Genomic DNA, 22,316 nt, shown 5'->3' with positions numbered 1-22,316 from the left:
ACAGCGTTGTCGTGTACTCTCACCGAGAGTCGCCAGGCGGGCTCACCGGTCGCGCGAAATCCGCAGGTTCTGCGGTCAGTATGGCGGCGAACTGGAGATCGATGCTCGCCGGTGATCCAGCGACGCGCGGTCCGGGGACCTGGCGGCTTTGACGTTTCACGGCCCGGCCTACGGGCGAGCAACGATGGACAGTCGGAGGCCGGTCTCTGTTTCCTCGATGAGCACGCGTTCGCCGTGGCGGTGGTCTGGCAGCATCGCGTCGTACAGTTCTTCGTTGCTGATCTCCAGAGTGCCACCGGACCGGCCGATGAGGACGTTGAGTACGGCGCGCAGGTTGACGTCGCTGAGGTAGCGCATGGGGGTTGTCTCCGTAGGTCCTGCTGCTCGGTTCGACATGAAGGCAGTTCAGTCCCGGCGACCGGGATGACGTCGGCTTGTCAGGAACCGGTCGACGCGGCGGGGCGCTGCTCCAGGGTGCGCTGGATCTCGCCAACGAGTGCAGCTATGGCGACGAACGGTGCGGGTTGGTGCGCCAGGCGTGGACCCGGGTCAACGCTGCGGCGAACAAGGACATCTGTGTTGCCGTCCCGCGTGCCTGAGGTCGTGACAGGCCGGGTCGTGCCGGTGGCAGCCGGTCGGGCTGGGCGGCGATTGCCCGGGCGACGAGTCCTTCGGCCCGGAGGCCGGTCACCTGTTCCCGCGGGCCGTGGTGGCGCGGCGGCGGGCCGCCGGCCACCGGTCCTAGCAGGGCCACTCTCACCGATCTGTCGACTCGCCGAGCTCGGCGGGGTCGAGACGCAGGGTCGCGAGCAGCCCGGCGTGCTGGGTGGTGTCGACCTGCTCCGGCAGCTCCCGCTCGACCCAGTCGGCTCTGGTGTGCTGGCCGCGGCGACGCAGCGCGGAGACGATCGTGTTCCGGGCGATTGTCATGATCTGCTCCTCGGTGGCGATGGTGGGAAGATTGCCGGTCCTTCGCTGCCTCGGCGGAGGTGCTGTCGGCGCGGGCGCCGGTTCCGTTGGCGCAGAGTGTCCGGCGGGTCCAGCGTCGGCTATGCGGGAAGCGACCGCGGCAGGGTCGCCGGGGGCGGTGCGGAGACGGCCGCCACCCCCTCCCAGGTGTGCCTGCCCGGGCTGTCGGCCGTCGCCTCGGACCTCTTGCGCGGCGACGGCGAGCAACTGCGGAGCATGGACCACGTTGCTGGCGGTGGCGGCGCGCGCCATCGCCGCCTCGGCCAGGTCGACCGGGGTATCCGGCGGGACGACCAGCAGGTCGACCCGATCGTCGTTGAGGCAGATGGCGGTCAGCAGGCTGGTGGGCTGACTGGTGAAGTAGCCCAACCGCAGCACCCTGCCGCCGATGGTCAGGCGGCGTGGATTGCCATCCCAGATCTGGGTGTTGAGAAGCAGCCGGACGATCGGCCCGTGCAGCAGATCGATGGCGAGGACGAGGCCGGGCAGCTCCGCGAGCGGATCTGTCGAGCGGGGCCACCAGCCGCCGTCGAGCAGCGTGCGCGCGGACCGGGTCGGTTCGATCCGCAGGCGCGGCGTCAATGGCGGCGATGGGGAAGCGAGGGCGTTGGTCGATGGCGTCATGTTGGATCCTTATCGCCGTGACCGCGGCGTAGCGGTGGGTCGTGCGCGGAGACGCGCCATCCGCTGGCGGGTGCCGGTTCGCCGACCCGTCCGGCCGTCGGTTGCACCACTCAGTGGCGGCGCTGCAGCTTGCGGGCGGTGCGGATCACCATGGCGACGATCGCGAGCGGCGCGCCGTGGCGCGGACGCCGATCCGGGTCGCGCTGGCGCGGGTCAACGGCACCTGGCCCGGTGGGAGGGGGGGTGGTTCCCCATGCTCTGACGGCGGGAGGTCGGTCGGGCCGCTGCGGATCGGGTGCTTCGGGTACGAACATGGCATCCCTCGAGTGGAGCCGGCGTGGCGGGCACCTCAGGAGTGGGATGTCGTCGATTCCGGGATGGCCCCAGCCTACACCTGTCCGGGCCGGTCAGATCGGTGACGCCGCAACACGGGCCGGGGCTCACTCCGAACGGTCCGTGGTCGGCGCCCGTCCGACGACGCGTAGCTGCGCGAGATGGCCGGATTCGCCAGGACCCGAACACCGAGGTGACCGAGTCAGCCGCCGAACCACAACGCCGATCCGACGTCGTGTACGGCGTGGTTGTCGGTCGCGGTCAGCTGCACGCTCGTCGCTCGTTGAGGATCCGGTTACACACCCTTACTCGCGGGCACCTAAGGCTAGAAGGCGGGGGAGGGTGCTTCGGGCGGACGTCCATGGGCGCGAACGATGTCCGCGGTGGCTACCCCGGCCAGGACCAGGTTCGCGACGATGGCGACTCCCAGCGGTGGGGCGTACACCATCACCGGCGCGGCGACGGCCAGGACGAGCAGTGCGACCAGCCGGGATGGGGAGACCCGGCTGAATACCTCGTACTCGAATCGGGCTCGGCCGGCCAGGAACAACGCGGGCCCGCCGAGGACGATGGCGACGAGCCCGAGGGTGGTGTCCCCGCTGGTCTGACGGATGAGGGTGTCAGCTCCGGCTGCGGCGACGACGATGCCCGCCACCATGATCAGGTGGGTGTAGGGCGCTGACCGCACGAGCCGGCCTGGGTCACGGGAGGACTCGATGGCGGCCTGGAGCAGGACCCCGGCGCGTTGGCGGTAGATCTGCCACAGCAGCACGGTGGTGACGAACGTGAGCACGAACGCGACGGTCCGGTCGAGCGCGAATCCGCCGCCGGCGTATGTCAGGGTGGGGAGCAGGATGAGGTCGCCGAGGGCGAGAGTGAAGAACTGTTGGTAGCGTTCGGCCAGGTGTTCGGCCGCTAGCCTGTACTGCTGCCTGGGTATCCGACCGAGCCGGGGTGTGGGGTAGCGGAGCCAGGCCGACCCGTAATCCAGGGCGAGGGCCGCCGTCCACAGCACGCCCCGCGTGGTGCCTGCCATGGTGGCTCCGGTGAGCCATGGCACGGCCGAGATGGCGAACCAGAAGAGGAATCGCGCGGCGTGTCGACGTGCCTGGCGCCCCCGTAAGGCGGGTGCCAGGAAGAGATTGCGGCCAAGGTGGATCGCCACGTAGGCGGCCGCGAAGACCACGGCGTCGCGGGTGAAGGCCGCGGGCAGCGCGGCTGCCATCAGTAAGGTGCCGAACATGACCGAGATGGTCATGAGATAGATCGGTGGCCGGTGCGGTAGGTAGAGGTCGGTCGTGAGTGCGGTGACCGACCAGACCCACCAGAGCGCCATCAGTAGAACCAGGGTTTGAAAAGCGCCGGGCCAGGTCAGATCAGCGGCCAGCTTCTGCGAGGTCAGGGCGAGCGCGGCAACGAAGACCAGATCGAGGAACAGTTCCAACAGGGTTGCTCGTTGCGGTCCCCTGGCCTGGCGGGTCAGCCCCACCGCCCGGTCGTTCGTCACAGGCCGCCCGATCTGGCGAACGGTCGGCCAACGGCAATCGGCGCCTGGGCTCGATACGCGGCCGCCTGGCTGCCCCTAGACACGATCATAATCTGACAAGCCGCCCCTTTCGGGCTAATCGTATACGGGACTGAACCGCCGAGTACCCAGGAACGACAGCGCGTTGCCGCCTCCACCGGGCGACCGCGGTCGTGCAGGCCGTCCTCGTCCTGTACGGCATCGAGACCAGCCGCTGCTCAGGGGGCGCTGCTCGGCCTCGTCGGCACCCCGCCGACTGCCGTGTTCGTCGGCAAGCTCACCACCGCGACGGCCGCATGGGACGGCGGCTACGCCTGGCTTGCCGTCGTCGTTTTCGTCAACACCGTGATCAGCTTGTTCTACTACCTGCGCTGGATCGCCCCGACCTACCGCAGCCGTGAGCCGACGCCAGAGGGCTGGGACCAGGCACCGTTGAACGACGAGCCATCGCGGCCGTGGTCGACACGCCTCGCCGTCGCGGCCGCCGCCTTCAGCCTCGTGCTGGGCGTCACCGCCGGTCTCCTGTGGGATCTGGTGGCACGGCAGTAGGTGGCCCCCGGCGAACGCATCTCAATTCTGCTCATCAGGGCTGGATCCTTGGCGGCTGATCGAGGTGCGCCAGGGGCACTCGTCGACCTCATCCAGCCGAGATCAGGCGGGTCGTGCTGCCGCTGCGGCTGTGCAGAGCCAGGGCGCTACGAGCGAGGGGCTGACCGATGTGGGTGGGACTGCCGAAACCGAACGGTCAAATCCGGGCAGCTTGTCCGATCTTGTGAGCTGATGCCATCCGATCATCGGGCGGTTGCCTCAACCGGTCGTTGCCGATGAAGCTGCTCAGCTCGGCACGCAGGTTGGTCCTCCGGTTCTCCTCCCGCCGTCCCAACTCGCCCCGCAGCAGCGCGACGTGCAGTGCCGAGAGCTCCGGTGAGGGGTCGACGCCCAGCGCGTCGGCCAGGGCTTCGCTCGTGCGCTCGTAGACGAGCAGCGCCTCGGTGTCGCGACCGGTCACGGCGAGGGCACGCATCAGCGCGATGACGAGCCGCTCCCGCACCGGGTAGGCGGCCACCAGGTCGGTCAGCTCCGCGACCAGCTCCGCGCCGCGGCCGAGGCTGATCTCCGCGTCGAACCGATCCTCCATGGCGGTCAGGCGTAGCCTCTCGAGCCGGGTGACCGCTGCGTCGAACGCCGCGCTGTCGGGCAGGCCGACGTCCTGCATGGCCGCACCGCGCCACAGTGCGAGGGCCTCGCACAGCCGCCGTACCCGCTGCGGGCCCTCGCCGTCGCGGGCCCGGCCGACGAGCCGTTCGAACCGTACGGCGTCGACGGCGTCAGGTTCCACCGTCAACCGGTAGCCGTCCGGCTGCCCCTCGACCGACCCCTCCGGGAGCACTTTCCGCAGCCGGGAGACCAGGCGTTGCAGGGCGTTCGCCGCATCGGCCGGCGGGTTTTCACCCCAGATCCAGTCGACGAGTGCCGCCTTCGGGACCACGCGACCAGGGTTGAGCGCGAGGGCGACCAGCAGCCCCCGCAACCGCGCGCCCGGCACGTCGGTCAGGACGCCGTGGTCCGTGCGGACCTCGAACGGTCCAAGCATCCCGATCTGCACCTGGCAGATCTTGCCACGGGCGAACTCCGTCGGCTTCTAGCCAGATGGACAGGTTGCAGCGGAACTGAGAGCCGCTGCTCCCCAATCCCCGGCGGGCGACCGCGGCATCCCCCCGGCGCCTCGGCGCTTCCCGGTCTCCGGCACGCCTTCTGGGGACAGCACCAAGGAAGGCACCTACTCAGCGGCCATCGATGCGGTGAACGTGCGGGTGCGTCGTACCCATCAGAGGCGTGCGACGGTATTCGCCAGTGCGCGTATCTCCTGTACCACGGTCGGCCAGACGGCTCGGGGCAGGTCGTGACCGATGCCCGGCAGTTCCACGTACCGTGCGTTCGGCACCGTTTCGGCGATGCGGCGGCCCGCGGCTGGGCGGATGAGCGGGTCCTGCTCGCCGTGGAGCACCAGGGTGGGCACGCGTAGGTCCCGTAGCCGTGGGCCGTGCCAGGATGCGGCGGTCTGCCGTGCCTGGGCCCGGGTGTCGCGGACTCCGCTGGGTAGTCCGGCGTCGAGTTCGCGTTCCACCCGGCTCCGGACGTCCTCCTCGTCGAAGGCGTACCCGGGAGAGGCGACCGCCCGCGCCAGGGCCAGACCGGCCGCCACGTCGCCCTCGCGACCGGCGGGGAAGCGGTGGCGCGCCAAGCGTGCCAGGAAGGGCAGGCGTACGTACCGGAGGCGGGCGGCGCCGCGGGCGTCGCTGGGCACGGCGGCGAAGGAGGTCATCGTGTGCACCCGCTGCGGGTGGCGTAACGCGGTGCGCTGAGCCACCAGGCCACCCTGCGAGATGCCGAAGAGGTGGGCGCGCTGCCAGCCGAGGGCGTCGAGCACGGCGACGGTGTCGTCGGTCATGTCCTCGGCGGTGTAGGCGGTTGGTCGCCGTCGCAACAGCCCGGCGAGGGGATTGCCGGCCGGAACGTCGTCGAAGTGCGTGGAGGCCCCGGCATCGCGGCCGTCGAAGGCCGCTACGTGGAATCCGGCGTCGACCAGGGCGTCAACCAGGCCGTCGGGCCACCAATACCGCGAGACCCCGAGGCCCATGACCAGCAGCAACGGCTCGCCGCCGGTGCCTCCGAGTTCGTCGACCGCGAGGATCACGTCGCCGTTGCGTGCGGTGTGCGGCGTCCTGGTCATCCCAACCCCCTGGAGCAGACCCATTCGGGAACACTGTTCGCGAACGATGATAGCAGCGTTGATACGGTGAGCCCAACCGACGGGAGGGGAGCATGGACGCAGGGGAACAGACGGTCCCGGTATGGCTCCGGGAACGCCGAGCGGGGGTGGGCCGGCCTGCGGAGCGCTCCCGGGCGGAGGTGACCGCCGCGGCAATCACACTGGCCGACCGGGAGGGTCTAGCGGCAGTCTCCATGCGCCGCGTCGCCGCGCAGTTGGGCACCGGAGCGGCATCGCTCTACCGCTACGTCGCTAGCCGTGACGACCTGCTCGACCTCATGGCCGACGAGGTCGCGGCCGGCTACAACCTGCCGACCCCGGGTGGCCCGTGGCTGACGGGTTTGCTGGAGGTGTGCCGACAGGGACGGGAGCTCATGCTCCGCCACCGCTGGCTCCCCGAACTGGTACTCACCCGCCCCACCCTCGGCCCACACGGCGTCGACCTGCTCGAACACGTCCTGGCGGTGCTCGCAGAGCACCCGGCGGACACGGCGCACAAGATGGAGGCGTTCGCCATCATGAACACCCTCACCGCCGCCCTTGCGCTAAACGAACTCAGCACCACCTCCGGCACCCGTCACCGGCAGGGCGCCTACCTCGCCCACGCGGTCGCTGCAGGACAGCATCGCCACTTGGCGGCGGCGCTGGCGGGAGCCTCGCTGGTGCCGGCCGCACCGGCGGAACGCTTCGAGGACACCCTTTCCAAGATCCTCACCGGCCTGCTGGGAGCCGCCTGATCAGGAACTGAGCCACGCGAAAGCCCCCTGTGTGCCACACGTCGCCAGGCACCGCTTGGGCCGGGCATCGCGTCCCGATGATGTCGGACCGCTTCGCTAACCTTCGGCGGCGATCAACATCGAGGCATCCAACGCCGCAATAGAGCGGCCTCCCTGGTCTGCGTGGGGGTCGGTTCGGGCATTAAACCGGGCCTAACCAGCGTCCAGGCTTCGTCGAGGGGCAAGGGTCGGCCTGCCAGCGTTGATCGCGGCAACCCGAGGGGTCGGGCGACGAGCGAATCGTCCGTCGCTCGATCCCTCGCATGTAAGAACTGCGCGCTTCGTCCAGCGGCGTCCGTCCGCGTCCGTGACCTCGGACCAGGGCGAAGGCAAAGTCGTGATCGTCATGGCCGGGATGCGGCGAGGAGCGGCAGGATCCGCATCCGGTCGGCGGCGATGTGTTCGAGGGTGCGTTTGATCTGGGTATGGCCGGCCAGGCGGATCAGGCCGATGGCGAGGTTGCGGAACAGGGCCATGCCGTGGGCGGCTGCGCCGAGGTAGGCGTTTTGGTGGTCCTCGGCGAAGATGACGTCCCGAACCCAGTGGATCTTGTTTTCCACGCCCCAGTGTTGACGTACCCAGCGGCCGATCGCGCCAGCGGTGGCCTCGACGAGGCTGGTGATTCCGTGCACGATTTCTTTGCTGATGCGCTGTCCAGACAGGTCGAACACGTTGCGGCGAATTCGGAAGACCTGGGCGGCGCCGGGGAAGTCGATACCGGCCGCGTCGGTGCTCCAGACCTGGCGGTGCACGATCTGACCACGGTTGTGGTCGATGTCCAGGTGGTGGCCGGGGGCGCGGTGGTGGCAAGTTTCGTGGTCACGTCGTCCAGCAGCGACGGCTGGTTGCCCTTGAGTGTGAGGACGTAGTCGGCGCCACGTCCACGGATGTAGGCGGCGGTGTCGGTCTGGGTATGGGCCGCGTCGCCGGTCACCACCGCTCCAGCCAGATCCACCGGGTCGAGCAACTCGGCGACCTGGGTGACCTCGGTGGTTGCGTCCGGCACGCGGATCTGCGCGATGACCACGGCATGCTCGTGCAGCATCGCCGAGAACAGCTTCACGTTGGCATCGGGACTACCCGCGCCGGAGCGCCGCACGGTCTTGCCGTCCATCGCCAGGCCATGCTGCGCTTCGAGGGTGCCATCACCGTCGCTGTCGCAGGCCGAGCGCAGCCGGGCCCGCTGCGCGATCCATTGGCAGACCAACCGGTCGGCGATGTCGGCGTCGATGTCCTCGATCACCCGGCGAAGGGTGGAACCGCTGGGCGCCACCAACTCGCCCGTGCGTCGATCACTGCGTGCACCGGCAGCCTTCAGCAGCAGCGGCGGCAGGTCACCGGCCCGGTCACCGGCCTCTCGGAAGTTACGCGCCCCGGCCAGCACCGCCAACACCATCACGGTCAGCACCGTGGCGATGTGATGACGAACCCCACGAGGACACCGCGGATCGGCCACCTGCATGAACAAGGCGTACAACACACCGCAAGGTGTACCAGACCTACCTGCAGCGGGAGCGGCAGAAGGTGCTCGGCCTGCTCGGCGACCTGCAGCAGCACCGGTTCGAGATCTTCCGGTCACTGACCCTGCTGCGGCAGGCCAGCCTCGACGTCGCCCTGGTCGACCCGAAACACCGTGCTGTGCCGTCAACGAAACTGGACGTGCTGGCCGAGCAGGTCAGCGATCTCGTCGCCGAGGGCCACCGGACTCTGGTGTTCAGCCAGTTCACCCGGTTCCTGGACGCTGCCCGGGAGCGGTTGGAAGCAGCTGGCATCCGCTGCTGCTACCTCGACGGGGGCACCCGCGACCGGGCGACGGTGCTCGCCGAGTTCAAGAAGGGAAGAGCACCGGTGTTCCTGATTAGCCTCAAGGCCGGTGGTTTCGGGCTGAACCTGACCGAGGCCGACTACTGCATCCTGCTCGACCCCTGGTGGAACCCTGCCACAGAGGCGCAGGCCGTGGACCGCGTGCACCGCATCGGGCAGACCCGCAACGTGATGGTGTACCGGCTGGTAGCCAAGGACACGATCGAGGAGAAAGTGATGGCGCTCAAGGCCCGCAAGGCTGAACTGTTCGGCAGCGTCCTCGACGGCGGTGATTTTGCCTCCGCGCAGCTGACCGCCGCCGACATCCGAGACCTGCTCGAGTAGTGCACCTCGCGGCAGCCCTCACGCCGCTCCCGGCGGGCCGACCGGGGTGAGGGCCGCAGCGAGCAGCGATGATGACCACCCCGGCCAGCGGCTGCTTCTCCACAGTGCCCGTTGACTGCTATAGGACTACGGCATGAGCACCCATGCTGAGCATGGGTGCCGCGAACATGTGTACGAATCCCCCCTCGGACACCAGTCTTCGTGCGAGGTCATCGGGAGCTCACCATCCTGGTGGCTCCCGATGAGGGCACCCCGTAGCACTCGTGCACACATTGAAGATCTGGGCGCCCGGCACCACGCGCTGAGGCTGCGCGAACGGCTGCGGCGGTCACCATGACGTCCGCCCGGCAACCGCCCCGCCGACGCGCCTTCCTTGACCGCTACCCGGGGATGACCAGGGCGGCGATCGGTCTCAGCCGTCGGAGCCTTCGGCGGCGCCATCTGCCGTGAAAGCGCCCTCCGCATCGCCAGCGTCCAGGTAGACGTGTTGGTGGCCCCGGCCGGCATCGATATTGATCTGGTCAAGCTGGGCCGCGGCAATCGACCAGGTGACCGACGCGAGGGCCGCTTGCCGCGCCGCCAGCGTCAACTGGTTCTTGCGTACGGGGGTTGGGCTGGTGACGGCCAGGGCGACGGAGTCGACCGCGACGGCGCCCTGATCCACCGCGCTTCTGAGGCCACCACGGGCCACGTTGGTTGCGGTCGTGCCCGACGGTGGGTCGTCGAACTGTTCGGTCAGCTGGCGCATGGTCTGCTGCCATTGGTGGACCTGAGATGCCTCGGGCGTCCGTCCGGCGTCCGAGTCCTGCTTGATGGCGACAAGGATCGGCGAGAGCTGGTCGGCTGTCCTGCGGGCCATCTCGGTCAGTCCGATGATCTGCTGGACGTCGCGCTTGGCGTTGGCTTCGCGCATCTGAGCGATGCCTGCTTCGGTCGGGCTCGGCTGGCCCACGGCGAACCCGATCAGTCCGCCGACCAGGCCCAGAGCCAACGCCGCCGCGGCAGCGCCCGCGCCCATCCTTGTCGTGGATCGCTGTTGCCGGGCAGGTGAGGCCAGGAGGTAGGACGGTCTTCCGGTTCGACGGGACATGGCATCCCCCGCATCGATGGTCGTTTGGCTCGGAGCGTAAGTCCTTCGACCACGCCCAGTCGATAGTTCTGCTCAGGGAGCACGAAGTTTCATCCGTCGATACGAAAGATTTCAGGCAAGGAGACGGGCAGGACGCACATCAGTCGGTCAGCCCCGTTGGCTTGATCTTCAGCCCGACGCCACAGTGGCCGGTGGTCGGGTGCGGGGCCTTGTATGCAGACAGCTGGTCTCGGGCTCTGCCCCGATTGTCCGGCCGGCGCAGGGGCTCAACGGCCCACAGCGCTCATGGGTGTGCCGGTTCGGATGGAAAACCGGATCTGGAGCGCTCGTGGGCTGGGTCGATGTCTGCGGCCGATCACGTCCGGTTGGGGCGGATCGCTCGGCGAGTTCGCCACCGCGGGCCTGGATGAAGGCTGGAAAGCGGCCGCTGAACCCGGCGAGTCTGCTCAAGTTGACAACCGATTTCCTTTAGCGGACGCCGTTGGGTTGCGGCAGCAGCCGCGTGCTGCATCAAACCCAGAGTGGCCTGGTGCCTTGTCACAGACTGATCACGACCGGCGGAGACGTAGTGACAGTCGATTTCAACAGCCGGATGATGCTCCTCGTTCGCCCGCCGCTGGGTAGTTGCCGTCGGAGGAGTCCGTGCGTGGTCAATCATCCCCGCAGGCATGCGGACCCTGGCGGCGCAGGCCGACGCAGGGGGTGGTGCCTTCGCCGCTACGGGCCCTGCCTCACGTTCTGATCACTCCAGCATGCCGCTGCATTGGACACCCGGAGAAGGTGATCGCCCTGAGCACGACCGATTCCGCGCCCCCTGCCGCGCCGGCCGGCGAGCTGCACTCGCACCCGCCATCGGGGACGGATTCGAAGCCCACGCCGCCGAAACGCGATCGGGCGATCGGTTCTGTCGAAGTGCTGTGCGTGGTCCTCATCCTCGTCGGCGTCCTGTACCGGCAGATCGGCGGGCTAGTGGCGGACCCGCGGTTGCAGACCTGGTTGACGGTGTTCGTGTCGGTGATGGTGCAGGCGGTGCCGTTCCTTGTGTTCGGGGTGGTGCTGTCGGCCGTGATCGCGGTGTTTGTGCCGCGCTCGTTCTGGGCCCGGGCCTTGCCCCGGCATCCGGCGCTCGCCGTGCCGGTTGCCGGCGCGGCCGGGGTCGTGCTGCCCGGCTGTGAGTGCGGGTCGGTGCCGATCGCGGGATCGTTGATCCGCCGCGGGGTCACGCCCGCCGCCGCGTTGGCGTTCCTGCTGGCCGCGCCGGCGATCAACCCGATTGTGCTGACCGCGACCGCGGTGGCGTTCCCGCGTAACCCGGAGATGGTCGCCGCCCGCGGCGGGGCGAGCCTTGCGGTGGCGGTGCTGATCGGATGGTTGTGGCTGCGGCTGGGCCGCACCGAGTGGATCCGCCTGCCGCATCGGGCGCACCTCGACGGGCTGCCCCGGATGGCAGCGTTCTGGGCGGCCTGCCGGCACGACATCATCCACGCCGGCGGCTTCCTCGTCTTCGGCGCGATGGCCGCGGCCACTATCAACGTGGCCGTACCGCAGCAGTTCCTGCACGACCTGGCGGCCCGTCCGGTGCTGTCGGTGCTGGCGCTGGCGGCGCTGGCCGTGCTGTTGTCGATCTGCTCGGAGGCGGACGCGTTCGTCGCCGCGTCGTTGTCGCAGTTCTCCCTGACCGCGCGTCTTGCGTTCCTCGTGGTCGGTCCGATGGTTGACCTGAAGCTCGTGTCCATGCAGGCCGGAATGTTCGGGCGGCGGTTCGCCGTCCGGTTCGCGCCGGCGACCTTCGTCTTGGCCGTGCTGGTCGCGGCGGCAGTGGGGATGGTGATCTGGTGAACCGGGGCGCTCAGGCCGTGGTGATGGTGTTCTTCGGTGGTGCGATCCTGCGGGCCAGCGTCACCGACGTGTATCTACGCTACGTCAAACAGGGACTACAGCCGTTCCTCATCGCCGCCGCGATCCTGCTGATCATCGCCGCCGTGGTGGCCCTGGTGCAGGAGTTCCGTGGCCCGCGCCAGGCGGATGCCCACTCCGCCGACGACGACGGGCACGGGCACGACCACTCCGGGCCGGCGGCGGGTTGGCTGCTACTGCTGCCGACTCTTGCGTTGCTCTTCGTCGCGCCGTCGGCCCTTGGCGCCGACACCGCCGCTCGCGCCGGCTCCGCCCTGACCAGCAGCCGGCAGGAGACCGCGGGAACGTCGGGCGAGTACAGCCCCTTCCCGCCCCTGCCGTCGGGCGACCCGGTCAAGCTCACCCTCCTCGACTACGGCTCCCGCGCCCTTTACGGCGAGGGCAAGACGCTGCGCGGCCGACAGGTCCAGCTGACCGGCTTCATCGCACCCGGCGCGGACGGCCAACCCATGCTTGCCCGTATCATCCTCAGTTGCTGTGCCGCCGACGGCATGCCCGTCAAGATCGGCCTCAGCGGCGATGTGCCCCGTCTGGCCGCCGATAGCTGGGTGCAGGCCACCGGCCGGTGGGTTCCGCAGACGGCCAAGGACCCGATTAACGGATCCGACATCCCGTACCTGGAGGTGGACACCTGGCAGAAGATCGCGCCACCCAAGAACCCGTACGAGTAGGGCGCGCCGGAGGCCGGCGGGGCGTTCGAGCCACAGACGTGCCCATGGGCGCTCCGCCGGGTCGAGAACTGCGATTGGCAGCCGGCCAAGGGGCTGTCAACCAAGTGGGACGGGTAGGCCGGCGCGGAACAGGCCCTGTTCGAGCCAGACGGCGGCGCGTACGCCGTCGGCGGTGGCCTGGCTGACGAGGGTGAGCCCGTCGGGTAGGGCGGGCAGTCGGGCGAGGTCGCCGGCGGCGGACACGCCGGGCACGGTGGTCTGGGCGAACTCGTCGATGCGCACGTAGCCGTCGGGCAGTAGTTCGGCGCCGAGCTGGGCGGCTAGGGGTGCGTGCTGGCGGGTGGGCGCCCGGTGGAAGACGGCCTGCCGGTCCAGGGTGGTGCCGTCGGCGAGGTGCAGCTGCAGGGCGTCGAGGTCGCCGGTGAGCGCGGTGACCGGCTGCTCGATGAGGGGAATGTTCAGCGCCTTGAGGTTGTCCAGGATCGGCTCGGGTAGCTGGTGCGGGCCGTGGGTGGCGACGACGACGTCGTTGGTGTACCGGTCGGCGAGGTACGCGGCGAGCATGACCTGGGCGGGTTCGCGGCCGAGCACGGCGATTCTCTTGCCGCGGGCTTCCCAGCCGTGGCAGAAGGGGCAGTGGAAGACGCTGCGGCCGAAGCGTTCGGCGACGCCGTCGATGGGCCAGGGTTCGTCGATTTGTCCGGTGGCCAGTAGCAGGCGGCGGGCGTGGTGGGTGGTGCCGTCGGTGAGGGTGACGGTGAAGTTGTCGATGCTGCCGTGGGCGGCTTCGACGCGGGTCTGACGGATCTCGACGCTGGGGTAGGCGGCCAGTTCGCGGTGGCCGGTGTCGAGTAGGCGCCGGGGTGGGAAGCCGTCGCGGCTGAGGTACATGTGGATGCCGTCGGCGGGGTGGTTGCGCGGTGGGCCGCCGTCGATGAGCAGGGTGCGGCGTTGCTGGCGGCCGAGGACCTGGGCGGCGCTGAGTCCGGCGGCGCCAGCGCCGATGATGATGACGTCGTACACCTCGTTGGTGCTCCCTCTACTGGGTCGGGGTGGGGCGAGCGGCGGCGGCGAGGCCGGCCACGGTGGGCGCGGCGAGGAAGTCCCGCACGGTGACGCCCGCGAGGCCGGCGCGGGCCAGCCGGGCGAGGGCGCGCACGGCGAGCAGGGAGTCACCGCCGAGGGCGAAGAAGCTGGTGGTGCGGTCGGTGACCGCGACGCCGAGCAGGTCGGCGAAGACGGCGGCGATCTGTTCCTCGACGCGATCGCGGGGCGGGCCGGGCTCGTCGTCGCTGGCCTGCGGTGCCTCGTCGAGCAGCCCGAGGCGTAGGCCACCGGCGAGCGGGTCGGGGTCCGGCGCGGCAGGCAGCGGCACCGCCTCATGCCAGGCGTCGGCCTCGGCGAGGGCGGCAGCTTGGTCGACGAACTCGGCGAACGCGCGGTCGACCTGCTCGGCGGACAGGATCTCGGCGACGGTGCTGAACACCAGCGCGAGTTCGTCGTCGAGTTCGAACAGGCGCGCCTCGAGGGCCACCTGCGGGGTACGCAGCTGGTGGTGATGGTCGGCCGCGTTCACCTCGCCGAGCGGGCCCGCGTGCCGGGGCGCCCGTTCGCCCATCGCCGCGTCCATACCGATGGTGCTGAGGAACACCACCGGAGCGACCGGTCGGTGGGTGCCCCGCAGGCGAGCGAGGTCGCGGGCGATCTCGACTCCCGAGACAAGGTTGTGGGCCGTGTGCTCGGCGAACCGGCGCTGGGTCTGCCCGGCCAGTTCGGCGAAGCTGCCACCGGGTGGCAGGTCGACAGGCAGCAGCATGGTCGAGGCGAACGCGCCGACGAGGCGGTGCACGTCGGGGTGCAGCGGAAGCCGGTTGAGCTGCAACGTGTTCAGTAGCAGCCGGTGGTGCCCGGCCCAGCGTGCCAGCACCGTGGCGTAGACGGTGAGCAGGGCGACGGACGGTGTGAGGCCCTGCTCGGCGCACCGCTGGCGCAGCGCCGTCCAGACGGCTGCCGGCAGCCGGGCCTCCCTGTTCGCCATCACCTGAGGCGTCGCCTCGGCGGGGTCGCGGGTCAGCGGTAGCGCCGGCGCCGGAGGCCAGCTCGGCAGTTGCGCCCGCCACCACTTTTGGTCGGCTCGCCAGCCGGTGGTGGCGGGAAGTTGCTCGAGGGCGTTGACATAGTCGCCGAAGTTGACATCGAGGGCGGGCAGGGTGGCGTTGACGTCGGCGGCGAGGGTGAGCAGCTCGCGGGTGAGCACGTTGGACGACCAGCCGTCGACCAGCAGGAGACTCAGCGACAGGTGCAGCCGGCCCCGGCCGGCGGGCAGCAGGCTCAGCCGCACGTCGACGCCGGGGCCGCGGGTGGGATCGGGGCCGTGGGTGCTCATCTCGCGGCGCAGCACTTCCAGCCGGGCGTCGGAGTCCGGATCGTCGCGCAGGTCGAGCACGTGCAGCGGCGGGACCGCGCCGGGATGCTCGAGCGCCAGCACGTGCTGGTGGCCTTCCGGCGTGACCCGGGCCCGCAGGGTGGGCTGGTGGGCGGCCAGGCGCTGCAGCGCGTCGCGCAGCGCCTCCGGTGCCTCGTCGGGGTCGACGTCGGTCAGGGCGAGGTCCAGGTAGTAGTGCGCGGAGTCGTAGGACAGCTCCCAGCCGTCCTGCTGGCCGACGAAGTAGCCCTGCTGCAGCGGCAGCAGCGTGAACGGCGTTGCCGGATCGGCGCGGCGGCGCAGGTCTACGGGCAGGGGTCGGTCGCCGGTCGTGGTGCCGGCGGCGCGGCTGGCGACCAGGGCCGCCAGTTCGGTGAACGTGGTGTCGACGCGTACGTCGGACAGGGCGAGCTGCACGCCGAGTCGCCGGCGGACTAGCGCGGACATCCGTACGGCCAGCACGGAATCGCCGCCCAGACGCAGGAAGCTGACGTCACGGGGTAGCGCGTCGGGGTCGACGCCGAGCAGTTCGGCCCAGATGCCGGCCAGCATGGTGCTCTGGTCGTGCTCGGTGGGGGCGGCGGTCGAGGTGAGGGTCATGGGCGTCGCAGCCTCCAGCGGTGATGGCCGGGATGTCACCTCGGCAGCCTAGTCGAAAATGAGAACGGTTTCCACTAACCTGGCGGCATGGAAGATGGGTACGAAGCGTCGGGAGAGTTCATCGACGTCCTGAGCGGACCGCCATGGCAGGTGCTCAACGACCCGGTGCGGGCAGCGCTGCGCGGGGTCGATCCCGAGCACGGGCCGGTGCTCGACGTCGGCGCCGGCACCGGCCTCGGCACGCAGCTACTGGCTGACGCCTGCCCCACCGCGACGGTGCTGGCCGTGGAGCCGTCGCCGGTCCTGCGCGCGGTGCTGCTGTCCCGCGTCGCCGCCGACGCGGACCTGCGCGAGCGGGTCACCGTGCTGGCCGGCGACGCACTCGATGCGCCACTACCCGAGCGGCTCGGCGCGGTGCTCGCGGCCAACATGATCGGGCACCTGCCCCCGCAGGACCGGCGCGAATTCTGGCACCGGGTCGCCGCGCGCCTGGCACCCGGCGCGCCCCTGGTGGTCAACCTGCAGCCGCCAGCCGAGCCGGCGGTGGTCGGGTTCACCACCTTCGGCGCGGTGCGCATCGGCCGGCACACCTATGAGGGCGGCGGCGCCGCCGAGCCGGCCGGGCCCGACACGGTGACCTGGCGGATGCGCTACCGAGTGCTCGACGGCGACGGCGTGGTGCTGCGGGAACACACCGTCGATTACCTCTGGCACGTACTGTCGGAGCACGACCTGAGGGCCGAGCTGGCCGAGGCGGGGCTGCGCGCCGAGGTCGGCCCCATGGGTGTGGTGCGTGCCGTACGCGTCGGGTGAGGCAGCGGGACCGCGACGGCCGGCGGCGGCAGCGGCAGGACGCCCGGGGCGGCTCACCGGGCTGCCAGGAAGACGTGCTGGCCGAGAGCGCTCAGCGGATCGTCGGGGTGCGGCAGGTCCAGCACGGCGGTGAACCCGGCGGCGGACAGTTGCGCCAGCCACTGGGCGCGGGTGAGGAAGATCCGATCAGTGCCGGCCCGCAGATCTGCGCTGCCGGCCGCCGGGGTGCCCGGGCGGGCGGACATGAGGAACTGCATCGACGTGGCGATCTGGTAGTGCTCGCGGCAGGATTCGATGAGCAGCAGCTGCCCGCCGGGTGCCAGCAGCGTGCGCAGCCCCGCCAGCAGCCGGGTTATGTCGACCGCGTTGTGCGCGACGTTGGCGGCGACGATGACATCCTGCGAGCCGGCGGGTAGCTGTTCGGTGGGGTGGCGGTTGATGTCGAACAGCCCGTAGGTGAGGAAGTCGTAGGCCGCGAACCGGTCCCGTGCAGTGTCGAGGAAGAACCGGGACACGTCGGTAAAGTGGTAGGTCACCGGCTGCCCGGCCAGCGCGGGCAGCACGTCGGTGGTGGTGCCGCCGACGCCGGCGCCGAGTTCCAGGATTCGCAGAGGCTCCGGCCTACGGCGCCGGCTGGCCAACGCGGCGAGGGCGGCGGCGGTGACCGCGTTGAGGTAGCCGTTGATGACGTTGTCCTTGTAGGCGGCCTCGGCGGTGGCCAGGTCGTCGTCGGCGAACAGCAGCGCCTGTAGGGGCACCTCGTCGCGGAGCAGCTGCGGCAGGTGCGCCGCGGTGGTGGTGAAGAACCGGGTCATCGCGGCCGGGTAGCCCAGGCCGGCGCGGGCGGCGTCGAGGTCGCGGGCGGTGGCGGCCAGATCATCGTGGGTGGCCGGGCGTAGCCCGTGGTAGCGACCGGGGCCGGCGTCGTGACGCAGCCAGCCCTCGGCGGTGAGCACGGCCAGCCAGCGGCGCAGGATCCACCGGTGCCGAGGGGTGACGCGCAGCAGGTCACCGACCTCGTCCGCGGTGCGCGCCACACCTGCCGGGAAAACGCCGCCAGCGTGCAGCGTGGCCGCCATGGCCACCAGCGCCGCCTCGTCGAGCCGGCGCATGAACCCCGGCAACGCCGCCCGGTTCACCCCGGCCATGGCCTGCTCGCCGGCCTGCGCCGCCCGCTGCCGGATCAACTCGACGCTCATCCGGCGGTCCGGCCCAGGTCGACGCGGACGGGGGTGCCGGCGGCTGCGGGCAGGCGGCGGCGCAGGGTGCGACGGGCCTCCTCGGTCAGGCGTCGACGCGCGAACGCGGGCAGCGGCTCGTGGGCCCGCCGGTCGCCGCCGGCAAGGGCAGTGGCCGGAACCGGAACGCCGCCGGCCGGTGCGACCAGCTCCAGCAGCGTGGGGTCGCGCGGGTCCAGCAGCACCGCACCGCGGTCGCCTACCACGTCGTGCAGCGCGTGCGCGGTGACCGCGTCCGGGGCGTCCGGGTGCAGCAGCGCGTTGGGGATGCCGTGCACGTGGACGGGCCCGTCGGCCAGCAGCTTCCGCACCACGTCGAGGCGGTCGGGTACCGGCAGGTCAGCCCACCGCACGGCGGGCGGCCGCGACACCGGGGCCGCGGCGTCGACGTGCAGCACGGTGTCGAAGCGGTACCGGGTCAGTTCGGTGTCGGCCTGCATCGTCTTGGCGTACACGCCGACATGGACGACGCGGCCGGTGCCGCCGGTGGCGGCGGCGATGGTGGCCGGGTCGACGAGCAGCTCCTCCTCCCGGGCCGCGCGGGCCGTCGCCCGCGCGGCCACGGTGGCGTCGTCGGCGTCCGGGTCGGCGGCGCGTTCGGCCCACCGGCAGAAGTGCTCGTGCAGGTCGGCGTGGCGCACGTCGCCGACGACCACAGTGCCGCCCGGGGCGACGAGGTCGATGGCGGTGGCCACGACGTGGTTCAGGTAGGCGACGGTCGGAAAGCATTGCGTGACCGAGTTGAGCACGACGCAGTCCGGCCGCCCGCCCGGGAAGCCCAGCTGGTGCAGGGCCCGTCGTACGGGCGCGCCGGCCAGCTCGTGGGCGGCGGCGCGCAGCACCCGCACGGTGGGCGGCGCGGCCGCCGCCAGGGTGGCTACGGCGTGTTCGGCTACGTCGGTGCCGACGTAGCCGGTCAGGTGCGGGTGCAGGCGGTGCATCAGCAGCCCGGTGCCGCAGCCGAGTTCGAGCACGTGCCGGGCTCCGGTGCCACGGATGAGCGCGACGGTGCGATCGACCCATTCGGTCATGTGGTCGGTGGGCAGCGGCTGGCCGGTGTCGGTGGCCCGCCAGCCGGACAGGTCCAGGTCGTCGGCGTGGCGGCCGTGCGCGCCGGCGTACGTCGCCTCGTACAGCTCGCTCCAGTGGTCGAGGAACTCGACGACCAGCGCGCCGGGGTGGGCGCCGACGGCCAGCGCGGCGGGTTCGGGCGCGATCCGCAGGCCCGCCTCGTCGGGGTACGCGGCGGCGATCCACGGGTGCGCGGCCAGCACGGCAGCGGCCTCGCTGGTGGTGGGCGGGTCAACGGGCATGGGCAGGGTCCTCCGCGGTGAGGTGGTTGTCGTGCAGGAGCAGGACGCGGTCGGTGCGGGCGGCGACCGCCGGGTCGTGGCTGGCGGTGAGCACCGCCAGGCCGTCGCCGCGCAGCCGGTCGAGCAGGTCCAGGACACCGGCTGCGGTGGCGGCGTCGAGCGCGGCGGTGACCTCGTCGGCCAGCAGCAGCCGCGGTCCGGCCGCCAGGGCGCGGGCGAGCGCGACGCGCTGCCGCTGCCCGCCGGACAGCTCGTGGGGGCGGCGTGCGGCGATGTCCGGGTTGAGGCCGACCTGGGTCAGCAGCCGCGCGATGTGAGTGTCGGGGGCGTCGACGCCGGCCAGAGTGCGTAGCGGGCGGGCCAGTGTGGCGCCGACGCGGTGGGCGGGGTTGAGCGCGTCGGCCGGGTGCTGGCCGACCAGTTGGACGGCCCGCAGCAGCGGCCGGGTTCGGTGGCGGACCGGCCACGGCAGGTCCCTGTCGCCGAGGCGGGCATGTCCGGCGTCGACCGGGTGCAGCCCCGCCAGGGCACGCAGCAGGGTGCTCTTTCCGCAGCCGGACGGTCCGCGCACCGCGACGAACTCGCCCGCCGCCACCTGGAAGTCGACCCCGCGCAGCAGGGCGGTGCCGCCGGGCGGCTGCGACACCGTCAGGCCGCGGACGCTCAGCAGCGGTGTGGCCCCAGGCGCCGGCCGCGACACCGATCCAGTCCTTGCGGGCGCCAGCGGTGTGCCGATCTGTACGACGCGGTCGGCGAGGGCGGCCACGACGGCGGCGTCGTGCGACACGAGCAGGGTGACGCAGCGGGGATCGCCACGCCGGACGCGGACCGCGGCGGCCACGAGCTGCATGGCCGCCTCGTCCAGAGCGCTGGTCGGCTCGTCGAGGACCAGCAGATCGGGTTCGGCGGCTACCGCCCGGGCGACGGCGACGCGCTGGGCCTGTCCGCCGGAGAGCTGGTGGGCGCGACGGTCGGCGTACCTGGCCGGGTCGAGGCCGACCGCGGCCAGCGCCGCCCGGCTGGATACGACATCGGCGCCGCTCTCGGCGATCAGCGCGGCGGCGCGCCGCAACGGGTGCAGCGCCTGGGCAGGATCCTGACCGACCACCCCGACGCAGCGACGCCGCCAGCGGCGGGCCGCCAAGCCGGGCGCGACGAGTGTGCCCTGCCAGCGCACCTGACCCGCCGCGCGCCGCAGCGGCGGCGTCAGCGCATCGAGCACGGCCGACAGCAGGACGGTCTTGCCCGCGCCCGACGGGCCGACCAGCGCCACGACCTCACCCGGCGCGGCGTGCAGGTCGACCGGGCCGATCACGGTGCGCCCGGCGGCGTCCACGACGTGCAGGCCGGTGACGGACAGCCCGCCGGCCACCGCCCCGTCTGATGTAGAGCCGTTGCCGGTCATGCCGGCCGTCCGCGGGTGCGGCCGGCGAGCTGACCAGCGACCGTGACGAGCAGGGACACCACGGCCAGCGCGGCCGCGGGCGCGGCCAGCGCAGCGGGGTTGAGCGCCGCGCCGGTGAGGTTCTCCCGGATCATGGCGGCCCAGTCCGGCGCGGGTGGCGCCGGACCCAGACCCAGCAGACTCAGCGCGGCGGCCAGTTGCAGGGCGACGACGAACCGGGTGGCCAGGTCTGCGCGGACCAGCCCGGCCAGCGCGGGCAGCACCTCCCGCGCCAGGATCACCGGGTCGGACTCGCCGCGGCCGAGGGCGGCCTCGACGTACCCGGTGTGCCGCATGGCGGTGACGGTGTCGGCGACCACCCGCAGGGTCAACGGCGTGCCCCCGCACACCGTGCCGGCGACCACCGCCGCCGGGCCCGGCAGCGCGACGGCGAGGACCATCGCGATCAGCAGCAGCGGCACCGCCAGCAGCAGGTCCATGCCGGCGGTCAGCAGCCGGGAGACCCGGCCGCGGTGCCAGCCGACGATCAGCCCGCCGGCCACCCCGAGCGTGCTGGCGGTGATCGCCGCCGCAGCGGCGGTCACCGTCAGATGCCGGCCGCCGGCGAGCACCCTCGACAGCACGTCGCGGCCGAGGGCGTCGGTGCCCCAGGCGGCGTCGGGGCCCGGCGGCGTCCAGGGGGCACCAACCGGGGCGGTGGGATCGTGGGGAGCCAGGATGCCGCCCGCCACCGCCAGCAGACCGACAACCGTCACGGCCGCCGCCCCGGTCCAGGCGCCGTGCCGGACGCGGGAGAGCCAGGTGGAGGGGCCGGTCATCGGAATTGCGGCGTGGAAACTTGGCCGTTCAGGGCCGGGAGGAAACGCCGCTCCCTCCCTTCCGATGATTGTCTTACATGGACGGTAAATTGTGAGGCGTGGGTGGCGTGGTGAAGCGGGCGTACAAGTACCGCTTCTACCCGGCCCCGGAACAGGCTGCGCTGCTGAATCGGACCTTCGGGTGTGTGCGTCTGGTGTACAACCGGGCGTTGGAGGCGCGTACTCGGGCGTGGGCGGTGGAACGTCGGCGCACCACGTACGTGCAGTCGTCGGCGTGGCTGACGGAGTGGAAACGGTCGGACGACCTGGCGTTTCTGAACGAGGTGTCGTCGGTTCCGTTGCAGCAGACGTTGCGGCATTTGCAGGCCGGGTTCGCGGCGTTCTGGGACAAGCGGGCCCGGTACCCGAGGTTCAAGTCCAAGCGCAAGTCGCGGGCGTCGGCGGAATACACCCGCTCCGCGTTCCGCTGGCGTGACGGTCAGCTCACGCTGGCCAAGATGAACACCCCGCTGAACATCGTGTGGTCCCGGCCCCTGCCCGAAGGAGCGGAGCCGTCCACGGTCACGGTGTCCCGGGATGCTGCCGGCCGCTGGTTCGTCTCCATCCTGATCGAGGACCAGACGGTCAAGCCGCTGCCGCCCGTTACTGCGGAGGTTGGTGTGGACGCGGGGATCACCAGTCTGCTCACCCTGTCCCGTCCGGTGCCCGGGGTGAGTGACGAGCAGGGGAAGGTGGCCAACCCGCGTTACGGGCAGGCCGACCGGCGCAAGCTGGCCAAGGCGCAGCGGAACTTGGCCCGCAAACAGGAGGGCTCCAACAACCGGGCCAAGGCCCGGCTCAAGGTTGCCCGCATCCATACCCGTATCGCCGATCGGCGT

20 protein-coding genes and 2 pseudogenes are annotated in these 22,316 nt (G+C 71.2%); 8 read left to right on the top strand and 14 right to left on the bottom strand.

The window, feature by feature from the left end:
- Window positions 1–168 precede the first annotated feature (168 nt).
- Window positions 169–357, bottom strand: a complete 189-nt coding sequence (locus tag FXF52_RS31210) for a hypothetical protein (RefSeq protein WP_148802208.1) — start codon at window positions 355–357, stop codon at window positions 169–171.
- A gap of 77 nt (window positions 358–434) precedes the next feature.
- Here FXF52_RS31210 and FXF52_RS42015 point away from each other — a divergent pair, with 77 nt between their 5' ends.
- On the top strand, window positions 435–599 hold the full coding sequence (locus tag FXF52_RS42015) for a hypothetical protein (RefSeq protein WP_187413827.1): 165 nt from the start codon (window positions 435–437) through the stop codon (window positions 597–599).
- 157 nt (window positions 600–756) lie between these two features.
- Here FXF52_RS42015 and FXF52_RS31205 read toward each other — a convergent pair whose 3' ends face one another.
- Window positions 757–1,593 (bottom strand): DUF5994 family protein, encoded by an 837-nt coding sequence (locus FXF52_RS31205; RefSeq protein ID WP_148802206.1) that lies wholly within the window; start codon window positions 1,591–1,593, stop codon window positions 757–759.
- A gap of 658 nt (window positions 1,594–2,251) precedes the next feature.
- A complete protein-coding gene (locus FXF52_RS31200; RefSeq protein WP_255472523.1) occupies window positions 2,252–3,433 on the bottom strand; it encodes a low temperature requirement protein A in 1,182 nt (393 codons plus the stop codon).
- 162 nt (window positions 3,434–3,595) lie between these two features.
- On the opposite strand from FXF52_RS31200, the pseudogene FXF52_RS31195 reads away from it, so the two are divergent.
- Window positions 3,596–4,000, top strand: a pseudogene (locus tag FXF52_RS31195) (hypothetical protein); the annotation flags it as partial.
- Window positions 4,001–4,265: 265 nt separating this feature from the next.
- Here FXF52_RS31195 and FXF52_RS31190 read toward each other — a convergent pair.
- Together FXF52_RS31190 and FXF52_RS31185 are read right to left on the bottom strand one after the other, a co-directional pair.
- Window positions 4,266–5,057: pseudogene (locus tag FXF52_RS31190) on the bottom strand (BTAD domain-containing putative transcriptional regulator); the annotation flags it as partial.
- Between the two features lie 222 nt (window positions 5,058–5,279).
- On the bottom strand, window positions 5,280–6,185 hold the full coding sequence (locus tag FXF52_RS31185) for an alpha/beta fold hydrolase (RefSeq protein WP_148802204.1): 906 nt from the start codon (window positions 6,183–6,185) through the stop codon (window positions 5,280–5,282).
- 92 nt (window positions 6,186–6,277) lie between these two features.
- On the opposite strand from FXF52_RS31185, the gene FXF52_RS31180 reads away from it, so the two are divergent.
- Window positions 6,278–6,961, top strand: a complete 684-nt coding sequence (locus tag FXF52_RS31180) for a TetR/AcrR family transcriptional regulator (RefSeq protein WP_148802203.1) — start codon at window positions 6,278–6,280, stop codon at window positions 6,959–6,961.
- 383 nt (window positions 6,962–7,344) lie between these two features.
- On the opposite strand, the gene FXF52_RS43430 is transcribed toward FXF52_RS31180, so the two are convergent.
- Window positions 7,345–7,476 (bottom strand): hypothetical protein, encoded by a 132-nt coding sequence (locus FXF52_RS43430; protein ID WP_255472522.1) that lies wholly within the window; start codon window positions 7,474–7,476, stop codon window positions 7,345–7,347.
- Entirely contained in the window at window positions 7,443–8,480 is a 1,038-nt protein-coding gene (locus tag FXF52_RS31175; protein WP_148802201.1) for an ISAs1 family transposase, read from the bottom strand. The genes FXF52_RS43430 and FXF52_RS31175 overlap by 34 nt, the downstream gene beginning before the upstream one ends.
- Before the next feature lie 8 nt (window positions 8,481–8,488).
- On the opposite strand from FXF52_RS31175, the gene FXF52_RS31170 reads away from it, so the two are divergent.
- Window positions 8,489–9,148: a DEAD/DEAH box helicase gene (locus tag FXF52_RS31170; protein WP_148802199.1), complete on the top strand. Its 660-nt coding sequence runs from the start codon at window positions 8,489–8,491 to the stop codon at window positions 9,146–9,148.
- Between the two features lie 412 nt (window positions 9,149–9,560).
- On the opposite strand, the gene FXF52_RS31165 is transcribed toward FXF52_RS31170, so the two are convergent.
- Window positions 9,561–10,166, bottom strand: coding sequence for a hypothetical protein (locus FXF52_RS31165; RefSeq protein WP_255472521.1), 606 nt, complete (start codon window positions 10,164–10,166; stop codon window positions 9,561–9,563).
- 906 nt (window positions 10,167–11,072) lie between these two features.
- Between FXF52_RS31165 and FXF52_RS31160 the strand changes: the two genes are divergently transcribed.
- Entirely contained in the window at window positions 11,073–12,077 is a 1,005-nt protein-coding gene (locus FXF52_RS31160; protein WP_148802232.1) for a permease, read from the top strand.
- Complete coding sequence (locus FXF52_RS31155; RefSeq protein WP_148802195.1) at window positions 12,074–12,826, top strand: TIGR03943 family protein; 753 nt, start codon at window positions 12,074–12,076, stop codon at window positions 12,824–12,826. The genes FXF52_RS31160 and FXF52_RS31155 overlap by 4 nt, the downstream gene beginning before the upstream one ends.
- A gap of 96 nt (window positions 12,827–12,922) precedes the next feature.
- Here FXF52_RS31155 and FXF52_RS31150 read toward each other — a convergent pair whose 3' ends face one another.
- A complete protein-coding gene (locus FXF52_RS31150; protein ID WP_148802193.1) occupies window positions 12,923–13,849 on the bottom strand; it encodes an NAD(P)/FAD-dependent oxidoreductase in 927 nt (308 codons plus the stop codon).
- A 16-nt stretch (window positions 13,850–13,865) separates the two neighbouring features.
- Window positions 13,866–15,851 (bottom strand): condensation domain-containing protein, encoded by a 1,986-nt coding sequence (locus FXF52_RS31145; RefSeq protein ID WP_255472520.1) that lies wholly within the window; start codon window positions 15,849–15,851, stop codon window positions 13,866–13,868.
- An 87-nt stretch (window positions 15,852–15,938) separates the two neighbouring features.
- Here FXF52_RS31145 and FXF52_RS31140 point away from each other — a divergent pair, with 87 nt between their 5' ends.
- Window positions 15,939–16,664, top strand: coding sequence for a trans-aconitate 2-methyltransferase (locus tag FXF52_RS31140; protein WP_148802191.1), 726 nt, complete (start codon window positions 15,939–15,941; stop codon window positions 16,662–16,664).
- Between the two features lie 53 nt (window positions 16,665–16,717).
- Here the strand turns inward: FXF52_RS31140 and FXF52_RS31135 are convergent, their stop codons facing one another.
- The 4 genes from FXF52_RS31135 to FXF52_RS31120 are packed head-to-tail and all read right to left on the bottom strand — an operon-like array spanning window position 16,718 to window position 21,438.
- On the bottom strand, window positions 16,718–17,863 hold the full coding sequence (locus tag FXF52_RS31135; protein WP_148802188.1) for a class I SAM-dependent methyltransferase: 1,146 nt from the start codon (window positions 17,861–17,863) through the stop codon (window positions 16,718–16,720).
- Entirely contained in the window at window positions 17,860–19,215 is a 1,356-nt protein-coding gene (locus FXF52_RS31130) for a class I SAM-dependent methyltransferase (RefSeq protein WP_148802186.1), read from the bottom strand. The genes FXF52_RS31135 and FXF52_RS31130 overlap by 4 nt, the downstream gene beginning before the upstream one ends.
- Window positions 19,205–20,620, bottom strand: a complete 1,416-nt coding sequence (locus tag FXF52_RS31125) for an ABC transporter ATP-binding protein (RefSeq protein WP_148802184.1) — start codon at window positions 20,618–20,620, stop codon at window positions 19,205–19,207. The genes FXF52_RS31130 and FXF52_RS31125 overlap by 11 nt, the downstream gene beginning before the upstream one ends.
- Window positions 20,617–21,438 carry an ABC transporter permease subunit gene (locus tag FXF52_RS31120; protein WP_148802182.1) on the bottom strand — a complete coding sequence of 274 codons (822 nt, stop codon included), beginning with the start codon at window positions 21,436–21,438 and terminating at the stop codon, window positions 20,617–20,619. Before FXF52_RS31120 ends, FXF52_RS31125 begins: the two co-directional genes overlap by 4 nt.
- A 98-nt stretch (window positions 21,439–21,536) precedes the next feature.
- Between FXF52_RS31120 and FXF52_RS31115 the strand changes: the two genes are divergently transcribed.
- A partial coding sequence (locus tag FXF52_RS31115) for an RNA-guided endonuclease TnpB family protein (RefSeq protein WP_148802180.1) occupies window positions 21,537–22,316 on the top strand: 780 nt, incomplete at its 3' end.

The sequence above is a fragment of the Micromonospora sp. MP36 genome (genome assembly GCF_008119785.1).
Taxonomy (GTDB): domain Bacteria; phylum Actinomycetota; class Actinomycetes; order Mycobacteriales; family Micromonosporaceae; genus Micromonospora.
Note: the sequence above shows the minus strand (reverse complement) of the source record. Positions and strands in the feature narration are given on the sequence as shown.